Raw genomic sequence first — 26,219 nt, 5'->3', positions numbered from 1 at the left:
CTATGCCTTCTCGGGCGACTTCTCTCCTGGGGTGGAGGCTGCGAATATGACCCGCTGCAGGACGATGAACAGGAACAGCAGCACGCCGATCACGATCTTGGTCCACCAGCTCGACAGCGTGCCGTCGAAGATGATGTAGGTTTGCACCAGCCCCAGCAGCATGACGCCGACAAAAGTGCCTAGAACAAAGCCATAGCCGCCGGTCAAGAGCGTTCCCCCGATCACCACGGCGCTGATCGCATCGAGCTCCACGCCGACCGCCGCCAGCGGATAGCCGGCGGAGGTGTAGAACGAGAACACGATGCCTGCCAAGGCCGCCAGCATGCTCGACAGCATGTAGATCTGAACGGTGGTGCGCGCCACCGGCACGCCCATCAAGGAGGCCGAAACCTCATTGCCGCCCAGCGCATAGACATAGGAGCCAAAGCGCGTCCGGTGCGCGAGCAGGGCGCCCAGGATGAAGATGGCGATCATCAGCAGGCCGATGAAGCTGAGCCTGCCACCGCCGGGCAGGCGGATGATGAGGCCGGTGACGGTACCGTAGAAATCGTGGTTGATGGGCACCGAATCCTGGGTGATGACCGAGGCGCCCCCGCGCGCCAGGAACATGCCCGCGAGGGTAACGATAAACGAGGGCACGTTGAGGAAGTGGATGGTGAGCCCCATGGCGGCGCCGAACAGCCCGGCGACGCCCAGGGCAATGGCGAAGGCCAGGAGCGGGTGAATGCCCATCCAGCTGATCAGGACGGCGACCAGCACGCCGGTGAACCCGATGACCGCGCCCACGGACAGATCGATGCCGCCGGAAATGATGACGAACGTCATGCCGACGGCGGCAATGCCGAGGAAGGCATTGTCGGTGAGAAAATTGCCCAGCACGCGGGTCGAGAGCATGCTCGGGAACTGCAGGACGCTCAGTGCGTAGGCGATGATGAAGATAACCGCGGTGGCGGCGAGGGGGCGCAGGCTGCGTTTCATTTGCGTGCTGCCTTTGCCGGAACCAGCCGGCCAGTAAACAGACGTCCGGCAAGGGGCGACTGGATCAGGAGGATCAGGATGATCATGCCCGCCTTGACAATCAGGTTGAACTCGGGCCGGAAACCGGACACCAGGATACCGGTATTCATTGCCTGGATGATCAGTGCGCCGACTACCGCCATGGGAATGGAGAAGCGCCCGCCCAAGAGCGACGTGCCGCCGATGACCACGGCAAGGATGGCGTCGAGTTCGAGCCAGAGGCCGGAATTGTTTGCGTCAGCACCGCGGATGTCGGCGGCAACGACGATACCGGCGATAGCGGCGCAGAACCCGCTCAGCGCATAAACCAGCATCAGCAGCATCCGGCTGCGAATACCGCTCAGCGAGGCGGCAGCGCGATTGACGCCGATAGCCTGGATAAAAAGGCCGATGGCGGTGCGGCGCACGAGAAACGTCACCAGGACCATCAACACCAGGGCGATCACCGCCGCCATGGGCAGGCCAAGGAAACTGCCGGTTCCGATAAAGATCAGCGCCGGATCGTTGAAGGTAACGATGGAGCCTTCCGTGATCAGCTGGGCGATGCCGCGCCCGGCGACCATCAGCACCAGCGTGGCAATGATCGGCTGGATATCGAGCACGGCGACAAGAAAGCCGTTCCACAACCCGCAGGCCAGACCCACCGCAAGCGCGGCAATGACGGCTACGGGTGTCGGATAGCCCGCCACCACCATCGTCGCGGCAACAGCGCCGCAAACCGCCATGATGGCGCCGACCGAAAGGTCGACCCCCTTGGTCGCGATAACGCCGGTCATGCCGATGGCGAGGATCGCCACAGGCGCACCGCGGTTGATCACGTCAATCAGGCTGCCGAACAGGCGGCCATCCTGCCAAGTGATGCGGAAGAAATTGGGGAACAGCAGCCAGTTGATCAGCAGGACGCCAGCCAGGGCGAGCAATTGCGGATTGGCGAGGCGCTCGAGATGCAGCCGCTTCATGCCACGGCCTCGTCTGGATGATTGGCGATTGCCTGCACGATAACCCCGGGGTTGATGTTCTTGCCACGCAATTCGGCGACCATTTCGCGGTCCCGCATGACGACGATGCGCGAGCTATAGGCGACCACTTCGTCGAGTTCGGACGAGATCACGATCATGGCCATGCCATCGTCACGCAGGCGATTGATGGTGCGCACGATTTCGGCATGGGCGCCCACATCGATGCCGCGCGTCGGCTCGTCAAGGATCAGGAAAGCCGGATCGGTGGCAAGCCAGCGCGACAGGATGACCTTTTGCTGGTTGCCGCCGGAAAGCAGCTTCACCGGCATGTCGAGCGAGGCGGCACGGATGTCCATGGCCTCACCGAACTTGCCGGCTATTTCGAGCTGTTCGTCGCGATTAAGCGCGCGGAACCAGCCCAGTTTCCCCTGCAGGGCGATGACGATGTTTTCGCGCACCGAAAGATCGCCGAAAATGCCCTCCGCCTTGCGGTCCTCGGGGCAGAAGCCGAAAGCCTGGGCGATGGCATCGCTGGTGTTGCGGATGGACACAGGCTTGCCGCTGATATGCAGCGTGCCTTGGTCCGCCGGATCGGCTCCGAACATGATGCGGGCCATTTCCGTGCGCCCGGAGCCCAAAAGTCCCGCAATGCCGATGACCTCGCCCTTGTGGACGGTGAGGTTGAACGGTTGCACGCTTTTCTTGCGGCCATAATCGCGAAAGTCGAGCAGCACTTCGGAGTGAGCGTTTTCGGGCTCGAGGTCCGTCGCGCCGGAAAAGGCGATGTCCTTGCCCAGCATCAGGCGAACCACATCGGTGCGGCTGACGCTATCGAGCGGGCGCGTTTCGACCAGCCTGCCGTTGCGCAGCACCGTGACGCGGTCGGCAATGGCGAAAACCTGATCGAGAAAATGAGTGATGAAGATGATGGCGAGGCCGCGACTCTTGAGATCACGCACCACCTCGAACAGGCGCTCCACCTCGTTGCGATCAAGGCTGGCGGTAGGTTCGTCCAGGATCAGCACCTTGCCGGATAGCTCCACCGCACGCGCAATGGCGACGATCTGCTGCACGGCAACCGAATGGGTGCCAAGTTCGCTCCCGGGATCAAGGTTGAGCCCATAGCGCTGCAGCAGGACTTTGGCGTTGGCTTCCATCTTGCGATGGTCGACAAGCCCGAAACGGGTAGGCTGGTGACCGAGATAAAGGTTCTCCGCCACCGAGCGATTGGGCAGCAGATTGACTTCCTGATAGACCGTGCCGATGCCATGTGTCTGGGCATGCAGTGGATTATCGAGGTGCACCTGCTCGCCCTGGACAAACACCCCGCCGCCGTCCGGCTGGTAGGCTCCGGTCAAAATCTTGATGAGCGTGGATTTGCCGGCGCCGTTCTCGCCCAAAAGGGCATGGACCTCGCCCGCCTTGAGGCCGAAATCGACGGCATCGAGCGCGGTATGATTGCCAAAAATCTTGATGACGCCGCGCGCTTCGAGCACGAATGGACTATTCGCCATGTGTGTCCCCGCTCAATGGTTAGTTCCGCCAGTAGACCTCATCCTGAGCTTGTCGAAGGACGAGGTCGTGGCACGATAGCGCGCCCGCCCTCGTGGTTCGACAAGCTCACCATGAGGGCTTTTCTGACACGGCAAACGGACCACCCGTGCAACGGGTGGTCCTGGCTTTAGCTAGTACCCCAACCCCTTGCGGCGGTCGTACTCGCCCTGCGGATCATCTGCCGGAGTATAAAGCTTGGACTCGGTGATGATGAACTTTTCGGGCTCGGTGCCATCGGCGAGATATGCCGAGAGCGCCTGGAAGGCTGGGCCCGCCATGTCGGGGGTCAGTTCCACGGTGGCATTGGCTTCACCGGCTGCCATGGCGGCAAAGATATCGGGAACGGCGTCGATGGAGACAACCTTGATATCGGTGCCGGGCTTAAGCCCTGCGTCCTTGATCGCCTGGATGGCGCCAACGGCCATGTCGTCATTGTGGGCATAGACTGCGCAGATTTCGGCGCCGCCGTTTTCCGCCTTGATGAAGCCTTCCATTACTTCCTTGCCCTTGGCGCGGGTGAAGTCGCCGGTCTGGCTGCGGGCGATGGTGATGTTGTCGTGGCCGGCAATGGCTTCTTCAAAGCCCTGCTTGCGATTGATGGCGGGGGTGGAGCCGACGGTGCCCTGGAGTTCGACGACTTTGCACTCTTCCTCGCCCACTTCGGCAACCAGCCATTCGCCGGCAACGCGGCCCTCCAGCACCTGGTCGGAGGCAACGGTGCTCAGGTAAAGGTCTTCGGGCGCATCCACGCCGCGATCGAGCAGGATGACCGGGATTTCGGCTTCCTTGGCTTCGGTCAAAACGTTTTCCCAGCCGGTGGCGACGACCGGAGCCAGCAGGATCGCGTCAACGCCCTGGGCGATGAAGCCGCGGATGGCCTTGATCTGGTTTTCCTGCTTCTGCTGCGCATCGGCAAACTTGAGATCGATGCCCAGTTCTTCGGCCTGCTGCTTGGTGACCGAGGTTTCGGCAGCGCGCCAGCCCGATTCAGAGCCGATCTGGCTGAAGCCGACGACCAGGCCATTCAGGTTTTCCTGGGCAAGGCTGACAGACGTCAAAGCGGTAGCGAGGCTTGCCGCGACGGCAAGCTTGGTGATGATGTTCACGATGTCCTCCCAATGAGATCGCCACGGCGTGTTCACCTGCGGCAATGAGGAGGACGCTACATAAAGTACTATTATATGTAAAGTACCAAAGAGAGTAGTGCCGGGCGTGACCAGACTGACCTCGTGGAAGTCCGGTTCAATGCTGCGATTTGGCTGAAGTCAGCGGCCCCCGCGAAGCCGCCATTGCCGGAATTCTTCATCGAATTGCGGCTGCGTCTTGGGGTAAAGCCCGATCACCGGCGTTCCGGCCTTGACCTTTTCGAGCACGAAATCTTCGTAGGCCGTCATCTCGACAGCCTCATCGGCCACTTCGCCGGCAATGTGCGCGGGAATGACGATGACGCAATCATCATCGCCAACGATGATGTCGTCGGGGAACACCGCGACGTCGCCGCAGCCGATGGGCACGTTGAGATCGAGCGCCTCATGAAGCGTCAGATTGGTAGGGCTGGAGGGGCGGGTGTGATAGGCCGCAATATCCAGCGTGCCGATGGTGGCGGCGTCGCGAAAACCGCCATCTGTTACCACGCCGGCAACGCCGCGCACCATCAACCGGGTGACCAGGATATCGCCGGCCGACGCTGCGCGCGGGTCCTTGCGGCTGTCGATCACCATGACATTCCCGGCCGGACAGGTCTCCACCGCCACGCGCTGCGGGTGCTGGGGATTGCGAAATTCACTCAGCTGGTTGCGATCTTCACGCGCCGGAATATAGCGCAGGGTGAAGGCGGGCCCGACCATGTTGCGGCCCTTGGGCTGCACTGGATGAACGCCCTGGATCACCTGGTTGCGCAGCCCGCGCTTGAACAGCGCTGTGGCGAGCGTCGCGACCGAAACATTCATCAGCTTGTCGTGCATGGTCTGGTTCATATGCGGGGTTCCGGGAGGGTCAGGTGAGCTGATTGCTGGCGATGAAGGCGTCGAGCTTGGCTTGCTGTGCCGGGGTCAGCGGCCAGGCCGAAGGCGGACGCGTGGGGCCGCAATCGCGCCCAAGTGCAAGAAGCGCGGCCTTGACGCCGGTGACATTGGCGCCGTTCATTTCCTCGGCGCGAATGTCCTCAAAGGCCTTCATGCCGGCGATGAGCTCGTTCGCCTTTTTGAAGTCGCCGGCCTCCAGCGCCGCGTGAATGGCGACGGAGCGCTCGGGCCATACATTGATGAGCCCGGACGTAAAACCGCGCGCGCCCACGGCGTAGAACGCCGGCGCCCAGACTTCGGCAAGTCCCCCGACCCAGACGATTGATGGGTCGCACGCAGCCTTTGCTTCGGCCAACCTGAGCGGATTGGGCGTCGCCCATTTGACGCCCTTGACGTTGGGCAGGGCGCAGAGATCAGCAATAGCCTTGGTGCCGATGGCGTCGTTGCGCAGATAGAGCATCATCGGCAGCCCATCGGCGGCATTGGCGATGGCCTTGAGGTAATCCACGATGCCGCGCGGCGCAACGAACGGATCGGGCGGCTGGTGTACCATCAGCGCCGTGGCGCCGGCTTCCGCCGAGATTTTCGCAAGCGCACAGGCGTCACGCACTCCGCGCCCAATGCCGGCTAATAGGGGCGCGCGACCCGCCACCAGTTCGGCAACCGAGCGCACCATGGTGGAAGCTTCATCGGTTGTGAGCGCGTAGAACTCACCCGTATTGCCGTTGACCACCGGCATGTGGAGGCCTGCGCTCAGGGCGCGGTCGAGAATTGGCGCGAGCCGGGCAGGAGCGACATCGCCATTGCTATCGTACGGGGTCACCAGGATGCCGGAAATTCCAGTCAGGGCCTGATCGAGGGTCAGTGTCATTGCGTTCGCTCCAGCCTAGAAGATGTCGGGTTCGCCGGCAGCCGGCCCGAAGTCGCGTTCAAGGAAGTCGAAGTCGCAGCCCTTGTCGGCCTGCGTCACGTGTTTGGAATAGATCCAGCCCCAGCCGCGTTCGAAGCGCGCTGGCGGTGGCGACCACTCGGCGCGACGGCGCGCCAATTCGTCCTCGGCCACCAGCATGTCGAGCCGACGGTCGGGTAGGTCCAGCCGCACGATGTCGCCATTGCGCAGCAAGGCGAGGGGACCGCCGACATAGGATTCAGGAGCGACATGCAACACACAGGCCCCATAGGATGTGCCCGACATGCGGGCGTCCGAAATGCGCAGCATGTCACGGTGGCCCTGCTTGATCAGCGCCTTGGGGATGGGCAACATGCCCCATTCGGGCATGCCCGGACCGCCCTGCGGCCCCGCATTGCGCAGCACCAGCACATGGTCCGGCGTCACCTCAAGGTTTTCGTCGTCAATGGCCTGCTTCATCTCGGGATAGCTGTCGAACACCAGGGCCGGGCCCTGATGCACATGGTATTTCGGATCGCATGCCGCGGGCTTGATGACGGCGCCATCGGGACAAAGATTGCCGCGCAGCACGGCGAGGGAGCCTTCATGGTAAACGGGGTTACTCAAGGGACGGATCACGTCATCATTGTAGACCACGGCGCCCTGGAGATTCTCGCCCAGCGTCCTGCCATTTACGGTAAGGCAGGAGGTGTCCAGCCTATCGCTGATCTGGCTCATCAGGGCCAGGAGACCGCCAGCGTAGAAAAAATCCTCCATCAGGTAGTCCTTGCCTGACGGGCGCACATTGGCCAGCAGCGGCGTGGTGCGGCCAAGCGCATCCAGATCATCCAGCGTCATGGCGATGCCCGCCCGGCGGGCCATGGCAACCAGGTGCACGACGGCATTGGTGGAGCAACCCGTGGCCATCGCGACAATAGCGGCATTGCGCATCGCGGCGGCGGTCACGATCCTGTCGGGCCCCAGATCTTCCCAGACCATATCCACGATGCGCCGTCCGCAATCGGCGGACATGCGGGAATGGCCCGAATCCACCGCCGGAATGGATGAGGCACCGGGCAGGGTGAGTCCCATTGCATCGGTGATCGCAGTCATGGTCGAGGCGGTGCCCATGGTCATGCAGATGCCGGCCGAGCGGGCGATGCCGCCCTGCAGGCCACGCCATTGCGCGTCCGAAACATTGCCGGCGCGCCGCTCGTCCCAATACTTCCAGGCGTCCGATCCCGAGCCCAGCACGCCACCGGCATGATTGCCGCGCAGCATGGGTCCGGCGGGCAGATAGATCATCGGAATGCCGGCTGCAATCGCGCCCATGACGAGGCCCGGCGTGGTCTTGTCACAACCGCCCATCAGCACCACGCCATCCAGCGGATGCGAGCGGATGGTTTCTTCCGTCTCCATGGCCAGCAGGTTGCGGTACAGCATGGAGGTTGGCTTGGTAAAACTTTCGTCCACCGACAGCGTCGGCAGCTCCACCGCAAAGCCACCGGCCTGCGCTACGCCGCGTTTCACATCCTGCACCCGCTGCGGGAAGTGGCCGTGGCAGGCATTGAGTTCGGACCATGTGTTGAGAATGCCGATGATCGGCTTGCCCAGGAAATCGGCCTCGGAATAGCCAAGCTGCATCAGTCGCGAGCGGTGTCCGAAAGTGCGCAAATCGTCAGGCGCGAACCATCGTGCCGAACGCAAATCTGCTGCAGTCTTGGGCGTTTCCCGGCTCATATCGGCTTCTCCTCCGGCGCTTATGTATGCGCATACATTAACGCAGGTCAACCACTCTCCCCCGCTGCCATTGCATCTAAAGCTGCCACCATGTTAGCGCATGTATATGAGGCGCCATCCGCAATGACCGACCGCAATGAGGATCCACCGAAACGTGGGGTGACCATGGCGGATGTCGGACGCCTGGCGGGCGTGTCGCAGGTGACGGTGTCGCGGGCGCTCTCGTCGCCCTCCAAGGTTTCTGCGGAAACCCTGCAGCGGATCCATGACGCCATCGCGCGCACCGGCTTTGTGCCTAATGCGCTGGCGGGCGCGCTGGCATCGAGCAAGAGCAACCTTGTTGCGGCGCTCGTACCGTCGGTGACCAACATCGTCTATGCCAGCATGCTGCACGCCTTTTCGGAGATCATGTGGGGGCATGGCTACCAGATCATGCTTTCGGAAACCGGTTACGACCCGGAACGCGAGGAAAAAGCCATCGCCACCCATCTGTCGCGACGGCCGGATGCAATCCTGCTGACGGGCGTGAGGCATAGTCCGGGTGCGCGTCGCATGCTGCTGAACGCCGGTATTCCCGTCGTCGAAATCTGGGACATTTCCGAAACGCCGATCGATCGCTGCGTCGGCTTTTCGCATGTGGATGCCGCTATTGCGGCGGCCGACTTCGCACTAAGCGCGGGTTATCTGCATGCAGCTACCATCACGGCCGGGGACGAGCGTGCGCAGCGCCGGCGCGATGCCTTTGCACGGCATTTCGGCAAGCGCAGTGGCATTGCCGTGCAACAGATCGATTTCGACCGCTCGGCCACGCTCGGCCTGGGTCGCGAAGCGGTGGTCCAACTGCTGCAGCAGGACCTGCCTGCAAGAACGGTGCTGTTTTGCAGTTCGGACCAGTTCGCGCATGGCGCCCTGGTCGAGGCTGGTGCGCAGGGCCTCTCGGTTCCTGGCGATCTCGCGGTGATCGGCTTCGGCGATCAGGATTTTGCGGCCCAAACCCATCCACCACTAACCACCGTGCGCATCGACCGGCAGGTACTGGGCAAGCAGGCGGCACAAGCACTATTGGCGGGCTTTGCCAAAATCGGCCCGTCCAACGCGGTCCACGATGTCGGGTTCGAGTTTATCCAGCGGGGTTCGGCGTAGCGGGCTGTGCGGGGACGATGAATTCCGACAGCACTTCGAGGCTACGGTCCTCGGATACGCCGCCCCCAGCCGCCGCCAACACGCGGTCCCGCTCGCGCAACAAATCGACGATCTGCGGCTCATAGGCAGCAAAAACGGCCGTGAGCCAGCGGTTCACCAGATAGGACGGCCGCGGCATCTGCATATCGAAGCGTGACGCTAGACCAATCAACGTCTCCGCATCGGCCCAATCATCTCCCACCACCCATTGGTTGACCGTGAACAGGCGCAACAGCCGCCCATTGGCGTCCACGCCGATCGCAACCAGATGATGAATGGGACCATTGGCGCCCTGCGGCCGCAGGAAGCAATGGAAATGCCCGTGTTCGGCAGAGCCCTCGGCAGCAGGGTGGCAATGATAGAACCACTGCGAATTGCTGGCCGGGTCGAACACGTCGCCGGGAGGATAGTGATCCCACGCCTCGATGGAGGAGACGCCCTGGAACGTCTCGCTCAGCACATTGAGCCCGCCCTTGGCGAGGACTGCTTCACAGAAGGCGATTTCGGCCAGTGCCTGCTCGCTCATCTAGCCCCCGTTCACCACGAGATCGGGCGCTTCCTCACCCGCAGGCTTGGCCTTGGGTGGTGGAGGCGGTGCCGCCAGCGCGCTTGCGGCAGGTGGCGGCGGAGGCGCGAGCTTTGCCTGGGCCGCTGGGGTGGCCGGTGGCGGCGGAGGCGCAGCCAGTTGCGGTGCTCCAGCAGCGCAAGGCGCCGCAGCGGGCGGTGGCGGCGGCGGTGCAAGCGCTACTGCGCCAGCAGCACATGGTGCGGCCCCGGCAGCGCAGGGAGCCGCAGCGCACGGCGCTGTGCCGGACGCGGCCGTCGTTCCGCCGTAAGTAGGGCGAGGCGGCACCGGATTGGTGACATGGTCATAGGCGATAGCGGCGGTCGAAACAGCCAATGCAGCGCCAAAAAGCAGAGTGTTGCGTGCGCTCATTTCTTGGCAAACCCATCAAGGCCGAACATGGGGCGCAGGGCGACGCCCCCGATGGAGCCGACAAAGGCGGCGGCAAACCACAGCCAGCCGTGCAGGCTCCCCGTCGCAATCCCCGAAAACAGCGCGCCGATATTGCAGCCAAAGGACAGGCGTGCGCCATAGCCCATCAGCAGCCCGCCGACCACCGCCGCCAGCAGCGAGCCGAGCGGGATCTTGGCCTTGGGCGCGAATTTGCCGGCAATGGCGGCGGCCAGGGCAGCGCCCAGAACCAGCCCGAAATCCATCACCGAAACCGTGTCGGCCAATACGCTGGAGTTGAGGGCCTGTGCCTGTGCGGGCCAGGTCCAGAACTCCCAGCTGGCAACGTCGACGCCGGCAGTCTGCGCGATCTTGGCGCCCCAGAGGCCGAAACCATAGGTGATAGACCAGGGATGCCCGGCGAGCAGCAGGGTGGCGATATTCAATAGCGCCAGCATCAGACCAGCCCCGACCAACGGCCAAGGGCCGCGCAACACCCAAGTCCAGCCCGGACGAACCGGAGCAGGTTCGGATTCGATATTGCCGTGCACACGCCGTTCGATCAGCGCCGAGACCAGCGCCACCAGCGCTAGGCCCGCGATGGTCACCGCGATGGCAAAACCGACGCCCAGTTCAGCGCCGATGCTGACGGGCGGTAGCGATGGCTGGAGCAGCCAGAACGGCAGATGCGCCGTTCCGACCAGCGCGCCGACGATGAAGAAGACGAGCGTGACCAGCATGCGGGACGATCCCCCGCCCACCGTGAACAACGTGCCCGAGCCGCATCCGCCGCCCAATTGCATGCCCAGGCCGAACATGGCCGCGCCGATCAGCACCGACAGCCCGACCGGGGCCAGCGCTCCGACCATGGCCTGGCCGCCGATATTGCCGGCTGCCACGAGCGGGATCATGGCTATGGCTGCGACCCCGATGGTCAGCATCTGCGCTCGCAGGCCACGTCCGCGCTTTTCCACCACCATGCGGCGCCAGCCGCCGGTGAAGCCGAAGGAGCCATGGTAAAGCGCTACGCCGAGCGCCGCGCCGATCAGGAACAGGGCGCCCTGCCGCAGATCGACCAGCAAGGTAATGAGTGCGAAGCCAGCAACAAGCATGGCCGCGGCAACGAAAAGCGGGGCGCGGTCGGCATTGGGCGCTGGCAGGAATTTTGGCGCGGCGGCAGTAAGGTCGCTCATGGCTCTCGAAAATCGCTGTGTTCATAAAAGGTTTGGATGCTGCGCCGATCAAGCGCAACACCCAAAACCAGATTAGTGGTGCCTGGCTGGCCCGTGTTACTGAATGGGACGCGCCGGATCGGCAGCCCATTCGGCCATCGAGCCGTCATACATCGCAGTATTCTTGTTGCCGGCCACTTCGCTGAGCCCGAACCAGATGATCGAAGCCCAATGGCCGGTGTTGCAGAAGACGATGTTGTCTTCGCCTTCAGCCAGGCCAAGATCTTTCACCAAGGTTGCGACGGTTTCCGGCTGGGCAAAGCTGGCATATTCGCCGCTGTAGAGCGAGGAGTGCGGCAGGTTCACTGCACCAGGAATGGTGCCGGGAACGCGAACGACGGGGCTCTTGGACTGGCCGATAAACTGCTCGTTGGGGCGGCCATCGATCAGCTTGGTGCCGCTTTCGAGCGCTGCGACGACCTGGTCCGTCGTCGTGCGCAGCTGCGGCTGCACTTCGTATGGGAATTCGACAGCCTCGGGAGTCACTGCCTCTGCCACGCGCTCGCCGCCTTGGGCGTCATACTGGCGCCAGCCGCCATCGAGGATCGAAACATCGTCATGGCCGAGATATTTGAAGGTCCAGTAGACGCGGGTTGCGCCGCCGAACTCCGAGGAATCCGTGCCCCAGGGCACGATCACGACGTGATCGTCGCCGTCAATGCCCAGGCCGCCGATCAGGCCGGCGATCTGCTCTTCGGCGGGAATCTGGCCGGGAACGCCATCGACTTCGGTGCGCCAGCCGGCAGACCCATAGGGCGCCACGACGGCATTAGCGATAAAGGGAAGCTCGCCCAGATCGGTCTTTTCGATGTCGTCGCGGATATCGAGAATAACGAGGTTCTCGTCACCTGCATGGGATTTCAGCCACTCTGCGGTAACCAGCGGCGTGACTTCGGCCGCGTGGGCAAACACAGGGACCGCAACCATCACGGCGGCGGCCAGCAAAGACGAGAGGCGCATGCAAAACACTCCTGCAGGTAAGTGCCGGCATGTTACCCTTCTATCTCTGCCGAAGCGACGTCTGGTGGTCCAAAGCTCTGCCGGATAAGGCAAAACCCAACTCCACGACGCGCCCCGACGGGAATAGCTTTCTATTCTACCAACGCCTCAGTCTCAGCAGCCAGGCTCCGGCCGCGAGAGGTTCATCTGTTGTCGAGCTGACTGCGGACCAGATCGAGCCCTCGTCGTGAGATGCGGTACGGTGCGCCGTCACGCGAGATGATGGCGCCCTTGCTGCGCAGTTTCTTGAAGACAGGCAGGGTGCATTGCGGCATCAGCCAGCCCTCGCGGTTGAAGCATTCCACGTTTTCGATGCGGCCCTTCTGGTCCTTGAGCGGCTTTATGCAGCCACCCTGGGCGAGCGCATGCAGCACTCGCTGTTCCGGTTTGGAGATATTCAATTGGATGGAAACCCACGATCAGTGTCCACATGGACACGAACAAACACTGGGCCGCGGGCAGCATCGCGCCTGCCGGCAGCCTGGTTCGATGATCACCTCGCCCGACGTGGAGCGAGGTCCTAGAGGGTCTCTGCGTGCTTACACATGCGCCTGCCATAGCGCACAACGCGCCGCCCCGCAATTGCCCGCCATCGCCGGGTATCGGCTCCGATCGGGCCCGGCGCCGGTCCGACTTGACTTTATTTTCGTGGCCCCTACCTTGAGAGCATGAACCCGATTTCAATCATCCTCCAAGCGGTTGCACGCCGGGCCACTCCGGTCGAAGGATAGTTGCCCTAAATCTGGGTGCGCTGCGCGCCAGGTTTAGGGGCACGGGAACTTACACACATCATTTGAGCACGCACGATCAGTTGAACCCTAGCGTTCGCCTGCTTGGTTGCGGCTGTTCACGCGGAGAAAACATCATGCGTACTCATAATCTCAGGCCACAAATCTCGATTGCCCAATCGGAGCATCCCCAACTCCTGGCACTGGCTGCCGGTGGTGGTGGCTCGCTCAGCCAGGCGGCCGAAAGCCTCCTGACGGAGGTGGAGCGTGCCAAGGTGGTGCCCGACAAGAAGCTGCCCGCCGATATCGTGCGCATGCACTCCCGCGTGCAGTACCGCACGGATCGGGACGAGTCAGTGGACGTGACGCTGGTTTATCCGGTGGAGGCAGATATCTCGCAGGGCAAGATCTCGGTGCTCACCCCCATCGGCGCCGCGCTGATCGGGTTGCGGACTGGCCAATCCATGACCTGGGAAACCCGCGATGGCCGCAAGAACGTGTTGACGGTTCTGTCGGTGATCCAGAACGCCGACGAAGCTGCGGAGGCCTGAATGCGCGGCCTCCCTCCAGTCAGCTGGCAAACCCAAGGCAGCGCGTCGCCCCTGACCCGATAAGGCATCAACTGCCTCCGGGTCAGGGGTCCTGCCAGCCAGACACCCTTTTCGTCCCGGAGTATCCTATGTCAGACCAGCTTCCAGTCGTTCTAACATCCAAAGATTTCGCGCTGCTCGAGGCCATCTCGCAAGGTCATGGCGAACCTTTCGCCGGCGCAACGGAAATCATTCGGCGCAAGCTGGGGGCCGCTACGCTGGTGTTCCCCAACGATGTTCCGGCCAATGTCGTAACCCTCAATAGCCGTGTGCGGTTCAGGGCCGGCGATGCTCAGCCCGAGGAGCGCACTCTGATCGGCGAACCCAGCGAAGAGGACCACGGCCTCACGCTTTCGCTGGGCTCGCCTCGTGGCCTGGCGCTGATTGGCGCAGCCGTCGGCCAGGCCATCGAGGTGCAGCGCAAGGACGGCAGCACCGAGCAATTGCATATTGAAGCCGTAACCTTCCAGCCGGCCCAGCACCGCTTCAAGCCAGCCCTGAAAATCGTGTCGAGCCAGCAGATGGAGCCGCCAGCAACGCCTGCTTCGCACACCAGTGCACGCCCGTTCCAGCGGGGTTTCGACGACGATCCGGGCCCAAGCGCCGCCTGATCGGCTGCGCGCCGATTGTTGTAGTGATGCTTTTGACAGGAGAACAAAGTGGGGCTCTTCGGGTCCATTCTTCCCTCGATCATCGTTGGGGAAGCCGATCGCCATGATTTGCTGGTGCTCGCCATGGGCGGCACAGGCCATACCGCCGACGCCGCCGACGACCTGCTCTATGAGCTCGGTCGCGCCAGGGTCGTCGACGACCGGCTGCTGCCCTCCGACGTGATCAGGATGGAGTCGACCATTGTCGCCAGCATCGGCAGCGGAAAGCCGCAAGTGCTGCGCCTTGCCTATCCCCAGGATGACGGAAAAGACGGCATCTCCATCTTCTCCCCGATCGGCACGGCATTGCTTGGCCTGCGTTCCGGACAGTCCATGCACTGGACCGACCGCGACGGGGCGACCCATGAAGTGAAGGTCCTGTCAGTCAGCAACCGAACCTAGAACGGCGGCGGGATGGGATTTACCCAGTAGATCTCATCCTGAGCCCGTCGAAGGACGAGGTCGTGGCACCGGGGCTCTTCAGCCGTGGTCCGCTGCAACCTTGCCCATTTTCACCGCTCCGGGGACGACTGTTTCTCCCCGGCAGCGCCACGAGCAAGCCTGTTCCCCCTGCAATGTTGCACCCGGGCTGAAGCTGTGGTCGATTGAGCTAACACCATGGCGGCACACCAATCCCATAAGCCGCCAAGCGGAGGACGCCTTGAAGCTTGAATCTTTAGCCCTGCACCATGGCTACACATCGGAAGCCACCACCAAGGCGGCTGCGGTGCCGATCTACCAGACCACGTCGTACACGTTCGACGACACCCAGCACGGTGCGGACCTGTTCGATCTCAAGGTGGCGGGCAACATCTACACCCGCATCATGAACCCCACCACGGCCGTGCTCGAAGCGCGCATCGCCGAGATGGAGGGCGGGGTCGGCGCATTGGCCGTCGCTTCGGGCATGTCCGCGATCACCTACGCGATCCAGACCATTGCCGAAGTGGGCGACAACATCGTCTCCATCTCCCAGCTTTATGGCGGCACCTATAATCTCTTCATGCACACCTTCCCCCGCCAGGGCATCGAAGTTCGCATGGTCGGGTTCGATGATTTCGAAGGTTTCGAGAAGCTGATCGATGGCAAGACCAAGGCGGTCTTCCTTGAATCGATCGGCAATCCGCTGGGCAACGTGGTGGATATCCAGCGCATCGCCGAAATCGCCCATCGCCACGGCGTTCCGGTCATCGTCGACAACACGGTGGCCACGCCCTATCTGTGCCGGCCATTCGATTTCGGCGCCGACATCGTCGTCCACGCGCTCACCAAATATATCGGCGGGCATGGCACCTCCATCGGCGGCATCATCGTAGATTCCGGCAAATTCGACTGGGTGGCCAACAAGGATCGCTTCCCGATCCTCAACGAAGCCGATCCCTCCTATCATGGCGTCGTCTATACCGAGGCGCTCGGTGCTGCCGCCTTTATCGGCCGCGCCCGCGTGGTGCCCCTGCGCAATACCGGCGCGGCGCTCTCCCCGTTCAACGCCTTCCTGATCCTGCAGGGCCTGGAAACGCTCGGCCTGCGCATGGAGCGGCACTGCGACAACGCGCTCAAGGCCGCCGAGTATCTGAGCACCCACCCCAAGGTGAGCTGGGTGAACTACGCCGCCCTCCCCGATAGCCGCTTCCATGCGGTGGCCCAGAAGATCACCAAGGGCAAGGCCTCGGGCATCCTGAGCTTCGGTATCAAGGGCGGCCGCGAGGCTGGCGGCGTCTTCATCGACAACCTCAAGATGATCCTGCGGCTCGTCAATATCGGCGACGCCAAATCGCTGGCGGCACACCCCGCGTCCACCACGCACCGCCAGCTCAACCCCGAGGAACTGGCAAAGGCGGGCGTCTCGGAAGACCTCGTGCGCCTGTCCATCGGCATCGAACACATCGACGACATCATCGCCGATATCGAGCAGGCGCTCGCCGCCGTTTAGTGTAGACGGTCACCTCATCCCCACGATGAGGTGACCGCCCACCAGATGTCTACCGATCTCGAACAGACCCTTGCGGATGCACGCGCCTGCACGCTGTGCCAGAGCCAGCTTCCGCTAGGCCCCAGGCCCGTTCTGCAGGCGAGCGCCACCTCCAGGGTGCTGATCATCGGCCAGGCGCCCGGCACCAAAGTGCACCTCAGCGGCGTGCCCTGGAACGATCAGAGCGGCAAGCGGCTGCGCGAATGGCTGGGCCTGGTCGAGAGCCGGTTCTATGACGCGCGCGATGTCGCGATCGTGCCGGCTGGCCTCTGCTATCCCGGAGCGAAACCGGGCGGCGGCGACAATCCACCCCTGCCGGCCTGTGCGCCGCTCTGGCACCCCCGCATCATACCCCAGCTGAGCGAAGTGCGGCTGACCCTGCTGGTCGGGCTCTATGCGCAGCGGCTCTACCTGCCCGGCAAGAACCCCCTGACCCACAACGTGCAGCATCAGCCCGAAAGCGCAAAGTTCGTCTCGCTCCCGCACCCAAGCTGGCGCGTGGTGTCCTGGATGAAAGCCAATAGCTGGTTTGAAACCGAAACCCTCCCCCACCTGCGTGCCCGGATCAAGGCGGCGCTCGAGCGGTGAGGCTTCAGAACTCGTTCCACTCTTCCTTCAGCGCTGCATTGCCCCGCGACAGGTAAGCGCGGGCGGCTCCCCTGACCTTCTGGTCAATGGCCCGCATCACCGTCTTCCGCGGCACATCCACGGCCGCAGCCTGCGCGCCCATATTGCCCACCCGGAACACGGCAACCGCTTCGTCGAGTTCGCTGGCACGGGCTTCCGTCTGCTCGATGGCGGCGTTGGTCTCTTCGACCAGCGCTGCGTTTTGCTGGGTCATCTCGTCCATGTGCCGGACGGCGGTGGTGATTTCGGTAATGGCGGAGCTTTGCTCCTTGCTCGCGCCGGAAACCGCATTCATCAACTCGTTGTTTTCCTGCACCGCCTGCAGGATGCCACCCAGCTTCTCCGCGGCAAGCGACACCAGCTTGGAGCCGCCGCTGACTTCCTGGGCGCTTTGCTCGATCAACTGCTTGACGTCCGACGATGCCTGCGCCGCCGATTGCGCCAGGCGCCGCACTTCGATGGCGACGACAGCAAAGCCCTTGCCCGCTTCACCGGCGCGCGCCGCTTCAACCGAAGCATTGAGCGCCAGCAGATTGGTCTGGAACGCAATGTCGTCGATCATGCCGATGATGTTGGAGATCTTGGCCGAGGACGTGGTGATCCGCTCCATGGCGCTATTGGCCTGGCCCATCACCTTGCCGCCTTCATCTGCCAGTTGCGCCGCTGACTTGGTGCGGGTGGCAGCCTGTTCGATCTTGTGGGCGTTCTCGATCACCGTGCTGGACAATTGCTCCATTGCCGCCGAGGTTTGCTCGATAGCGGCTGCCTGGCGGGTCGTGCGCTCGGCGAGGTCATTGGCGCCGCTGAGGATCTCGGACGTGGCGACCTTGAGCGAGCGGGAGGTGTCACGCAATGTGGTGATCAACCCGGCAAGCTGTTCCATCACCGCGGTGGTATCGTCACGCAGCTGGGCAAAGGCGCCGCGATAGTTCCCTTCCATGCGCTGGGTGAGGTCGGTGCGGGCGAGCGCCGCCATGACCCGGCCGGCTTCGGTCAGGGCCGAATTGGTGGTCTCCAGCATGCCGTTGAGATTGCCTGCCACGCGGTCTAGCGCTTCGTCATCGAACCGCTCGTTGATGCGCTTGCTGAAATCCCCTTCCACCGCCGCTTCGAGCATTTCGGCAAACACCGACTGGAAACGCTCCATGGTGCGGGCGCGGGCGGCCGCTTCTTCAGCGCGTTTGGCACGCTCGGCGTCCGAGAGCTGCATGGCCCGGCCATTGCTCTGGAACACTTCCAGGGCCTGCGCCATGCGGCCAAGTTCATGGCTCTGTTCGGTTCCGGCAATGTCGAGTTCGTAATTGCCCTGCGCCAGCTCGCCCATGGTGCGGGTCATGTCCCTGATCGCATGCGACAGCCAGCGGCCGGTGATGACAGCCAGTACCAGCCCGATCAGCACGCCCACGGCCGAACTGATGATGACGGTAAGCTCCGTCATGTCGATGCGAGCGGTCGCCTGTGGCCCCAGCGTATTCTGCCGGTCCTTGGCGTGCTCGAACATGGTTTTGAGGTTTCCCGACATCTGGTCGGCAAGATCGTCAAGCTGGGCGACGGCAGGCGAAATTGCGCCCGCCTGCCCGGGCACGACATTTTCGAAAACCGATTGGTAGGCCTTTGCCGTTTCGATCAGGGCCGCGAGTTCGGTCGTGGCCAGATCGTTGCCTTCGAACTTGGCGTAGCCGTCGGCATCGATGGTCCCGACATCTTCGATCTTGGCGACGATTTCGGCTGGAGCAAACGAGCCGGGCTCGCGGAAGTAGTCGTCCACGGCTAGGCGCATGTCGATGAGGTCATTGGTGTAGTCGCTGAGCTCGAGTGTCTCCCGGGCGGCGGCGCGGTACTCATCGAACGAGCCAGCGACACTGGACACGCCCAGATATCCACTCGCACCGATACCCGTGAGTATGACGATAAGCGCGCCGAACGCGCCGAGAATGCGCGCTCCAATGGACATTCGGGAGAACATGGAAAACCTTCTGGATCATGTGTGTCCGGCCGTGCTTCTGCACGCCGCTATTGATCCAGATTTCTAGCCGTTATGGGTTAATATTGCCTTCTGACAATTTGCTGACAAAGCATGGAAGCCTTTGCCGACAGCAGTTTGCATCTGCGGCATGCCGCATCGGCAGCGCTCCGGCTTCGCCGGTTAGACCAGCTGTGGATTTGCCTTGGCACGGCTCATCTGTCGCTCGATGTCGGCCAACAGCGAGGGGAGTTCGCCGGGGGAACGGATGGTATAGCGCGGCACTTCGATGGCCCCTGCCGGGATGTGGGTGCGCTTCTTGGACCAGAGAGCCGGAGCATCGCTATGCCTGCATCCGGGCTGACGAGATCGAGCTTCGACAGGTGGATGGCGGGGTGAGGCGGGAACTGGCGGCGGTTTAAGCCACCTTTTGGTTCACTTTGGGCAATGCCGGAGCCTATCGGACTGCTATCGCAGGGATAAGTGCGCGATCTCCTCATAACCAGTCAGTTACTTATGGGTTGACTCGCCTCGGGAGGAGCCCCAATCTGGCGCCTGTCGATTACGGAAATATTCGGATCGAATGCACCATGGGAGGAATGCTCGTGCACAAACGATTGCTGTTTATCCTGGCTGGGACTGCTGCTGCGCTGTTGCCCGGCGTCACCTCGAGCTTTGCGCAGGAGTGGAAGCCCGACCGGCCGATCAATCTGATCGTGCCATGGGGCGCTGGCGGCTCGACCGACCAGGTAACCCGCGTCACCGCGCCGATCCTGGCCGAAGCGCTGGGCGTGGAAGTGGTCGTGGTCAACCAGCCGGGCGCATCGGGCGCCATCGGCACCCAGGAAGTGCTCAATGCCCCGCATGACGGCTATACCTGGACGGCCAATGCCATTGCCAACAATGCCACCTATTCGGTGACCGGCCTGCTCGAGGGCACCGATATCGACGACTGGCACATCTATCTTTCCGTTGCCAACGTGCCGGTGGTGAGCGTCCCGGCCGACAGCGAATTCACCGATTTCGGCCAGCTACTCGAGGCACTCAAGACCCGCGGGCAGGAAATCACCGTTGCCACCGCCGGCATTACCTCCTCGGGCGGCACGGCCATCGCCGCGCTCTCGGATGCGGCCGAGGGCTTTGAATATAACATGATCACCTATGATGGCGGCGGCCCTGCAGCTATCGCCACGGCATCGGGCGAGGCCATGGTCACCACCCAGCTCGCAGTGGAACAGACCGAACTGATCCGCGGCGGTCGCCTCAAGGCCTTGGCCGTGCTGTCCGACCAGCCGCTGGTACTCGATGGCGTCGATCCGATCCCGCCGATCACCGAATGGCTGCCGGACATGGAAATGGCGCCCGACTATTTCGGCATCTTCATCCCGGCCGACGCGCCGCCCGAAGTTCTGGCCACGGTCGACAAGGTTTGGGCCGACAAGGTGATGAGCTCACCCGAGCTCAAGGAATATGCCGAAACCTTCGGCGCGGTCTTTGCGCCGTCCTATGGAGCCGAGGCACGGGCGCTGGCCATGCCGGTGGCTATCCTGGAAGCCTGCTCGTCAGTGGCGCGCGGCGAGGCGGTCAACGATCCCTCGACCATCGGCATCGACTGCGAGACCCGCACCGAGGTCGGTGCGCAGTAAGGCTGCCTGACAACACGGCCCGGCGATGCAAACCGCCGGGCAAATTCCTGCCGAGACGGACCTCTTCATGACGACACCAGACGACGCCGACCAAACAGCCGGAGACGAGCACAGCCCGGCCATGATCCGGGCCGACCTGCTCGCCGCTTTGGCCCTCATCATTCTTGCGGTGGCGATGCTCTATGGCTCGTGGACCATGGACCGGCTCGAATTGCGGCGAATCCAGCCGCTGACCGCTCCGGGCCTGGTGCCCGGCCTGCTGAGTGCGGCGCTCTTGGTCTGCGGGCTCATACTGGCCATACGCTCGATGCGCCTGCCGGCACCGGGTGGCTGGACCAGCCTGGGCGCGGCGATTACCTCCGGACCTGCCCGGCGCGTCGGCGTGGTACTGCTGCTGGCGCTCACCTATACGCTGGGCCTTGTGGGCCTGCTGCCCTTCTGGCTGGCCACGGGGCTCTTCGTCTTCGCCTTCATTCTGGTCTTCGAAACCTGGCTGGCCGAGCCACGGCGCAGCCTGCTGCAGTCCGCGCCCTGGGCAATCGGCATTGCCGTGGCAACGGCCGCCATCGTCACCTTTGTCTTCGAACGCGCCTTCCTGGTGCGCCTGCCATGAGCGGAGCTTTGAGCCATGCTTGACGGACTCGGCCTGCTGCTGGGCGGCATAACCCATTTCCTGACTCCGCTATCACTGTTCAATATCGCCTGGGCAACGCTGCTGGGCATCGTCATCGGCGCGCTGCCGGGGCTGACCGCCACCATGGGCGTGGCCCTGCTGGTGACGCTGACCTACAAGATGGCGCCCGACCAGGCGATCCTCTGCCTGATGTGCATCTATTCCGGCGCCATCTATGGCGGCAGCCGCACGGCCATCCTCTTGGCTATTCCCGGCACGCCGGCCAGCGCCGCGACGACGCTCGACGGGCATCCTCTGGCACTGCAGGGCAAAGCGGGTCTGGCCATGGGCCTGGCCACCACATCCTCGGCCTTGGGCACCATCATCGGTATCATCGCGCTGGCGCTGATCGCGCCGCTGCTGGCCGAGGCGGCACTCAAGTTCGGCACCTATGAATTCTTCTGGCTGGCGCTGTTCGGCGTGGTCATTTCCGGCCAGCTCACCGCCATGGATGATCCGCTCAAGGGCTATATCGCCGGCATTCTGGGGCTGATGGTCGCGATGGTGGGCATGGAAACCCTGCATGCCCACCAGCGCTTCACCTTCGGCATTTCGGCCCTGGGCGGCGGGGTGGACCTCATTCCCGCTATGGTCGGGGCCTTCGGCCTCGCCGAAATCCTTGGCGTGATGAAGCGCACGGTACATGCCCGCATCGTTTCATCCGGCGATCGGGTGGTGCCCAAGTTCAACGAAATTCTCAAATACTGGCGGACCACCCTGCGCTCCGGCATCATCGGTACCTTTGTCGGCATCGTGCCGGGCGTGGGCGAGGATGTGGGCGCCTGGGCCTCCTATGCCGCCGCCAAGCGGTCCAGCAAGGAAGCCAACCTGTTCGGAAAGGGCAGCCAGGAAGGCCTGATCGCCGCGGAAACCGGCAATTCGGCCGTGGTGCCGGGCGCCATGATCCCGACCCTGACCCTGGCGCTGCCCGGCTCGGCAGCGGCCGCCGTGCTGATCGCGGCCATGTTCATCCATGGCATCCGCCCCGGCCCGCTGCTGATGACCGAGAGCCCGGAAGTGCTCTACCAGATCGTCGCCGTACTCCTGTTCTCGACGCTGGCCATCCTGATCTTTGGCCTTACCCTGACCAAGCCCCTGCTCACGGTTCTGGCGGTCCCGCGTGAGCGGCTCATGGCGGTGGTCTATGTGCTGTGCGTCGTCGGCTCCTTCGCCATCACCCAGCGCATGTTCGACATCTATGTCATGGTGTTCTTCGGCATTGCCGGCTTCATCCTGCGGGAAATGAAATTCCCGATGGCGCCGCTGGTGCTGGGCATCATTCTCGGCGATCTGCTCGATCTCAACCTGCGGCGCGGCTTGATGCTGACCAATGGCGATCCGACCCCGTTCTTCACCCGTCCGATCAGCGCCGTGATCTGCCTCATCATCGTCTTCACCATCCTGATGTCGATCCCGGCGGTGTCAAAGCGCGTCAAAGCCGTGCTAGGCAGAGGCAAAAAGGAAGAAATTCCGAAGCAGGCTTGAAGCAAAAGCGGAACGAAAAGGCCTCTTGCTCGCCCATTGCCCCATGCGGGCAATCGCCTGTATGTCCCAGTCCGTAACGGCGGAGACCACAAGCTTTGGACATCGTTAGTCTGGCCGGCCTCCTGCTGCTCGCCGGTGTCGCTGCCTATGTGCAAAGCCTGACCGGCTTCGCTTTCGGCCTGTTGATGATGGGCGGCATCGGCATGATGGGCCTCGTCCCGCTCCCCGACGCCGCAGTCATCGTGGGCATTCTGACCCTGGTCAATGCGACCCAGGTGCTGTCACGCGGCTGGCGCGACGTGGCCTGGGCTGAATTCCGCCTGGTGATCGGCCCCAGTCTTATCTTGCTGGTAGGCGGGTATTTTCTGCTGGAGCGGCTGGCCGATATCAATCTGGACGGGCTGCGATTGATGCTTGGCGTGGTGATCGTCGGCGCCAGCATCCAGTTGATGCTGCAGCCTCATCCGCTGGCACAGCGCTCAACCCCCGGCACCTTCGTGCTGGCCGGCGCGCTCGGTGGCTTTCTGGGCGGCATGTTCTCGACGGCCGGTCCGCCCCTGATCTACCACTTCTATCGACAGCCGTTGGCAGCGGTCAGCATCAGGGAAACCCTCGTGATGGTGTTCGCCGTCAACGCGTCCCTGCGCCTGTTTTTGGTAGGCGTTTCGGGCAATATCCCGCATGGCACCGTCTGGTGGGGCCTGCTCGCGGTCCCCGTCGTTTCGGCGCTGACCTATGCAGCCCGGCGCTGGCCGCCACCCTTGTCCGTCCTTGCAATGCGCCGTGTGGCCTTCTGCCTGTTGCTGCTGTCGGGACTCTCGCTGGCCGTGCCGGCGCTCCTCAAGCTGACGGGAGTTATCCCGTGACCGACGCCGGCGGCGCTATTGCAGTTGCGGCTTCTGCAAAAAGGCTTCGCGGTCGGCTGTCTTGACGCGGACCCAGCTTTCCCGGCCGCTGCGGACGATGCGCATGGCGAATTCTTTACCGGCGGGGGATTTGGTCCACAGCTTGCGATAGAAATCGGCGAGCCCCGTTACCTCGTCGCCATCGAGTTCGCTGATGACATCGCCGCTCTTGAGGCCGGCCTGCTCGGCGGGTCCGCCATCGGCAACGCTCATCACTACGACGCCATTGCTGCTTTCGGCGGAATAGACGCCGAGCCAGGGGCGGGATTCGCGCTGGGGACGGCCGGCGGTGATCAGATCGCCCAGGATCGGCTGCAGCAGATCGATCGGCACGATCATGTTGATGTCGGTGGTGTCTCCCTTGTGCAGCATTTGCAGCCGCAGCGAGCCGATCCCCACGAGCCTGTTGTCGGCGTCGACCAGCGCCGCGCCGCCCCAGGACGGATGGAAGGGCGCCGTGAACATCGCCTCCTCGAGCAGATATTCCCAGTAGCCGGCGAACTCCTGCTTGGCGACGATTTCGGTGAGGACCTCATGGCCACGCCCATCGATGATGGTGCCGATATCGCCCCGCTTCGCCTCGGCCGAGCTGCCGATCTCGAGCTGCGGCAGATCGAGATCGCCCATCGCCTGGACCAGGCCAAAGCCGGTTTCCTGGTCGTAGCCCACCACATGGGCGGGCAGCACCCGCTCGTCATGGGTGGTCAGCCAGACTTCTTCGGCCTCGGTGATGAAATAGCCAATGGTGACGATCAGGCCATTATCGTCGATCACCACGCCGCTGCCCTCACGCAAGGTGCCCAGCGTCGAGGCAGTAAAGGCCGTGTCCGGCACGAGGCTACGCAGGGACACGACGGAATGTCTTGGGCTAAGAGGCATCAGGGTATTCGCTCCACGCATGCTTGGAGTCGTACATAGGGACGTCCTGCCGGTTGGCAAGGCTAACGGTGGTTCAGCGATGCTGGCGCGGTGCCACGATCTGGTGGTCTGTGTAAGCTCACGACAAGGTCCACCGGGGACATGTTTAACCTGCGTTTATTGACGCCGCGGCGGGGAAGGTATTTCAATGCTCCCGACCTCGCCAAGGCGAGCGACAAACGCCATGCGTTGGACCCCGTTGAAGAGCGGGGTCTTTTTTTTGGGTGCGGCGCCTTAGGGAATGAGCCGGACACCCCGCGCCTTGCTGATATAGCGCCACAGCCATTGCAGGCTCACCAGGGCCCGCTTTTCGGCATTGACCAGCAGATAAACATGCACCACTGCCCAAAGCAGCCAGGCAAGGCCGCCCTTCATGTGATAGCGCCCGAAATCGAAGACGGCGGCGTGGCGGCCGATCACTGCGGTGTTGCCCCGATCGTGGAACCGGAACGGGGGCAGTGTATCGCCGGGACCTGCTGCCGAGCGCAGCGCGCGGCCGAGATGGCGGCCCTGCTGCTTGGCCACCTGCGCCAGCCCCGGCAGAGGTTTGCCGTCCTGCATGAAGGCGGCGATGTCGCCCAAGGCATAGACCCCGGGCAAGCCCGGGACCGACATGTCTGGGCCGACCGCAATCCGTCCGGTGCGATCGGCCTCCATACCAAGCCACTGGGCCACAGGCGTTGCCGATACGCCGGCGCCCCACACGATGGTGCCCGCACCAATGTGCTCGCTGCCGATGGTGACACCCTGCGCATCGATCTGGGTGACGCCGTGCCGGACCAGCAACTCGACGCCAAGTCGCTGCAGTTCGCGCTGCGCATAATCGGCGAGTTCCTGGGGAAATTGCGGCAGGATGCGCTCGCCCCCTTCAACCAGCAGCACGCGCGCGGATTTAGGGTCGATGTTGCGAAATTCGCCCTCCAGCGTCCAGCGGCCAAGTTCCGCAATGGCGCCCGCCATCTCGACGCCAGTCGGTCCGCCCCCGATCACCACCGTGGTCATCAGACGGCGCTGCTCGTCCGGGGCCCGGCTCTTTTCTGCGCGCTCGAAAGCCGACAGGAGCCGCGAGCGGATGAGCCGGGCATTCTCGATGGTTTTCAGGCCCGTGGCATATTGCGCCCAGTCATCATGGCCGAAATAGCTGTAGCGCGACCCCGTCGCCAGGACGAGCACATCGTATGGATATTGCCCGCCATCGGTGCTGAAAACCTGCTGTGCCGTTGTGTCGATCCGATCCACTTCGGCCATGACCACCGAAACATTGGCGTAGCGCTTGAGTACGCGGCGGATAGGTTCGGCGATGTCGGCAGGTGACAATGCGCCGGTGGCGACCTGGTAGAGGAGTGGCTGGAACAAATTGTGGTTGTTCTTGTCGATCACCAGAACCTGGTGGGAGGAGCCGCCCAGCGCCTTGGCGCAGGCCAGCCCACCGAAGCCGCTGCCGACGATGATGATCTTCATTGGATGATGTTGCTCACGTTAAGGTGGTGCTGGATCAAAGGCAAACGGGC

The 26,219-nt window shown here is 63.2% G+C and carries 25 protein-coding genes; 10 read left to right on the top strand and 15 right to left on the bottom strand.

Annotated elements, in window-relative coordinates; all coding sequences use genetic code 11:
• The 7 genes from yjfF to araD all read right to left on the bottom strand — a co-directional run bounded on the left by yjfF (position 1) and on the right by araD (position 8,183).
• Entirely contained in the window at positions 1-978 is a 978-nt protein-coding gene (gene yjfF / locus C8264_RS11160) for a galactofuranose ABC transporter, permease protein YjfF (RefSeq protein ID WP_108461055.1), read from the bottom strand.
• A complete protein-coding gene (locus C8264_RS11155; protein ID WP_108461054.1) occupies positions 975-1,976 on the bottom strand; it encodes an ABC transporter permease in 1,002 nt (333 codons plus the stop codon). Before C8264_RS11155 ends, yjfF begins: the two co-directional genes overlap by 4 nt.
• Complete coding sequence (locus C8264_RS11150; protein WP_108461053.1) at positions 1,973-3,490, bottom strand: sugar ABC transporter ATP-binding protein; 1,518 nt, start codon at positions 3,488-3,490, stop codon at positions 1,973-1,975. The genes C8264_RS11155 and C8264_RS11150 overlap by 4 nt, the downstream gene beginning before the upstream one ends.
• 171 nt (positions 3,491-3,661) lie before the next feature.
• On the bottom strand, positions 3,662-4,636 hold the full coding sequence (ytfQ, locus tag C8264_RS11145; RefSeq protein ID WP_425430676.1) for a galactofuranose ABC transporter, galactofuranose-binding protein YtfQ: 975 nt from the start codon (positions 4,634-4,636) through the stop codon (positions 3,662-3,664).
• A gap of 159 nt (positions 4,637-4,795) precedes the next feature.
• Complete coding sequence (locus tag C8264_RS11140) at positions 4,796-5,506, bottom strand: ribonuclease activity regulator RraA (RefSeq protein WP_108461052.1); 711 nt, start codon at positions 5,504-5,506, stop codon at positions 4,796-4,798.
• Between the two features lie 19 nt (positions 5,507-5,525).
• Positions 5,526-6,425, bottom strand: a complete 900-nt coding sequence (locus C8264_RS11135) for a dihydrodipicolinate synthase family protein (RefSeq protein WP_108461051.1) — start codon at positions 6,423-6,425, stop codon at positions 5,526-5,528.
• Positions 6,426-6,440: 15 nt separating this feature from the next.
• The gene (gene araD / locus C8264_RS11130) at positions 6,441-8,183 is read right to left on the bottom strand and encodes an L-arabinonate dehydratase (RefSeq protein WP_108461050.1); all 1,743 of its coding nucleotides are present in this window, start codon (positions 8,181-8,183) and stop codon (positions 6,441-6,443) included.
• 123 nt (positions 8,184-8,306) lie between these two features.
• On the opposite strand from araD, the gene C8264_RS11125 reads away from it, so the two are divergent.
• Complete coding sequence (locus tag C8264_RS11125) at positions 8,307-9,326, top strand: LacI family DNA-binding transcriptional regulator (protein ID WP_205245667.1); 1,020 nt, start codon at positions 8,307-8,309, stop codon at positions 9,324-9,326.
• Here the strand turns inward: C8264_RS11125 and C8264_RS11120 are convergent.
• The 5 genes from C8264_RS11120 to C8264_RS11100 all read right to left on the bottom strand — a co-directional run bounded on the left by C8264_RS11120 (position 9,304) and on the right by C8264_RS11100 (position 12,952).
• Positions 9,304-9,891: a DUF6969 family protein gene (locus C8264_RS11120; RefSeq protein WP_108461049.1), complete on the bottom strand. Its 588-nt coding sequence runs from the start codon at positions 9,889-9,891 to the stop codon at positions 9,304-9,306. The two genes, C8264_RS11125 and C8264_RS11120, sit on opposite strands and share 23 nt — an antisense overlap.
• Positions 9,892-10,302 carry a hypothetical protein gene (locus C8264_RS22150; protein WP_108461048.1) on the bottom strand — a complete coding sequence of 137 codons (411 nt, stop codon included), beginning with the start codon at positions 10,300-10,302 and terminating at the stop codon, positions 9,892-9,894.
• Positions 10,299-11,513, bottom strand: a complete 1,215-nt coding sequence (locus C8264_RS11110) for a YeeE/YedE family protein (RefSeq protein ID WP_108461047.1) — start codon at positions 11,511-11,513, stop codon at positions 10,299-10,301. The genes C8264_RS22150 and C8264_RS11110 overlap by 4 nt, the downstream gene beginning before the upstream one ends.
• A 96-nt stretch (positions 11,514-11,609) precedes the next feature.
• On the bottom strand, positions 11,610-12,512 hold the full coding sequence (locus tag C8264_RS11105) for a sulfurtransferase (protein WP_108461046.1): 903 nt from the start codon (positions 12,510-12,512) through the stop codon (positions 11,610-11,612).
• A 182-nt stretch (positions 12,513-12,694) separates the two neighbouring features.
• Entirely contained in the window at positions 12,695-12,952 is a 258-nt protein-coding gene (locus C8264_RS11100; RefSeq protein WP_108461045.1) for a YjhX family toxin, read from the bottom strand.
• Positions 12,953-13,416: 464 nt separating this feature from the next.
• Between C8264_RS11100 and rnk the strand changes: the two genes are divergently transcribed.
• The 5 genes from rnk (at position 13,417) to C8264_RS11075 (ending at position 17,079) form a co-directional block, all read left to right on the top strand.
• Positions 13,417-13,830 carry a nucleoside diphosphate kinase regulator gene (gene rnk / locus C8264_RS11095; protein ID WP_108461044.1) on the top strand — a complete coding sequence of 138 codons (414 nt, stop codon included), beginning with the start codon at positions 13,417-13,419 and terminating at the stop codon, positions 13,828-13,830.
• A 128-nt stretch (positions 13,831-13,958) separates the two neighbouring features.
• Positions 13,959-14,480, top strand: coding sequence for a GreA/GreB family elongation factor (locus C8264_RS11090; protein ID WP_108461043.1), 522 nt, complete (start codon positions 13,959-13,961; stop codon positions 14,478-14,480).
• A 48-nt stretch (positions 14,481-14,528) separates the two neighbouring features.
• Entirely contained in the window at positions 14,529-14,921 is a 393-nt protein-coding gene (locus C8264_RS11085) for a GreA/GreB family elongation factor (protein WP_108461042.1), read from the top strand.
• Between the two features lie 259 nt (positions 14,922-15,180).
• Entirely contained in the window at positions 15,181-16,452 is a 1,272-nt protein-coding gene (locus C8264_RS11080) for an O-acetylhomoserine aminocarboxypropyltransferase/cysteine synthase family protein (RefSeq protein ID WP_108461041.1), read from the top strand.
• Positions 16,453-16,497: 45 nt separating this feature from the next.
• Complete coding sequence (locus tag C8264_RS11075) at positions 16,498-17,079, top strand: uracil-DNA glycosylase family protein (protein WP_108461040.1); 582 nt, start codon at positions 16,498-16,500, stop codon at positions 17,077-17,079.
• A gap of 4 nt (positions 17,080-17,083) precedes the next feature.
• Here the strand turns inward: C8264_RS11075 and C8264_RS11070 are convergent, their stop codons facing one another.
• Positions 17,084-19,084 (bottom strand): HAMP domain-containing methyl-accepting chemotaxis protein, encoded by a 2,001-nt coding sequence (locus tag C8264_RS11070; RefSeq protein WP_108461039.1) that lies wholly within the window; start codon positions 19,082-19,084, stop codon positions 17,084-17,086.
• A 602-nt stretch (positions 19,085-19,686) separates the two neighbouring features.
• On the opposite strand from C8264_RS11070, the gene C8264_RS11065 reads away from it, so the two are divergent.
• The 4 genes from C8264_RS11065 (at position 19,687) to C8264_RS11050 (ending at position 23,751) form a co-directional block, all read left to right on the top strand.
• Complete coding sequence (locus C8264_RS11065; RefSeq protein WP_245893080.1) at positions 19,687-20,727, top strand: Bug family tripartite tricarboxylate transporter substrate binding protein; 1,041 nt, start codon at positions 19,687-19,689, stop codon at positions 20,725-20,727.
• A 67-nt stretch (positions 20,728-20,794) separates the two neighbouring features.
• The gene (locus C8264_RS11060; protein WP_162783581.1) at positions 20,795-21,340 is read left to right on the top strand and encodes a tripartite tricarboxylate transporter TctB family protein; all 546 of its coding nucleotides are present in this window, start codon (positions 20,795-20,797) and stop codon (positions 21,338-21,340) included.
• A 15-nt stretch (positions 21,341-21,355) separates the two neighbouring features.
• Positions 21,356-22,885, top strand: coding sequence for a tripartite tricarboxylate transporter permease (locus C8264_RS11055; protein WP_108461036.1), 1,530 nt, complete (start codon positions 21,356-21,358; stop codon positions 22,883-22,885).
• A 95-nt stretch (positions 22,886-22,980) separates the two neighbouring features.
• Positions 22,981-23,751: a TSUP family transporter gene (locus C8264_RS11050; RefSeq protein WP_108461035.1), complete on the top strand. Its 771-nt coding sequence runs from the start codon at positions 22,981-22,983 to the stop codon at positions 23,749-23,751.
• 15 nt (positions 23,752-23,766) lie between these two features.
• On the opposite strand, the gene C8264_RS11045 is transcribed toward C8264_RS11050, so the two are convergent.
• The gene (locus C8264_RS11045) at positions 23,767-24,669 is read right to left on the bottom strand and encodes a S1C family serine protease (protein WP_108461034.1); all 903 of its coding nucleotides are present in this window, start codon (positions 24,667-24,669) and stop codon (positions 23,767-23,769) included.
• 273 nt (positions 24,670-24,942) lie between these two features.
• A complete protein-coding gene (locus C8264_RS11040; protein WP_108461033.1) occupies positions 24,943-26,169 on the bottom strand; it encodes an NAD(P)/FAD-dependent oxidoreductase in 1,227 nt (408 codons plus the stop codon).
• Positions 26,170-26,219: the final 50 nt, after the last annotated feature.

It is taken from the genome of Devosia naphthalenivorans, assembly GCF_003056355.1.
GTDB classification, from domain to species: Bacteria; Pseudomonadota; Alphaproteobacteria; order Rhizobiales; family Devosiaceae; genus Devosia; species Devosia naphthalenivorans.
This window is presented reverse-complemented; position numbering and strand designations above follow the sequence as displayed.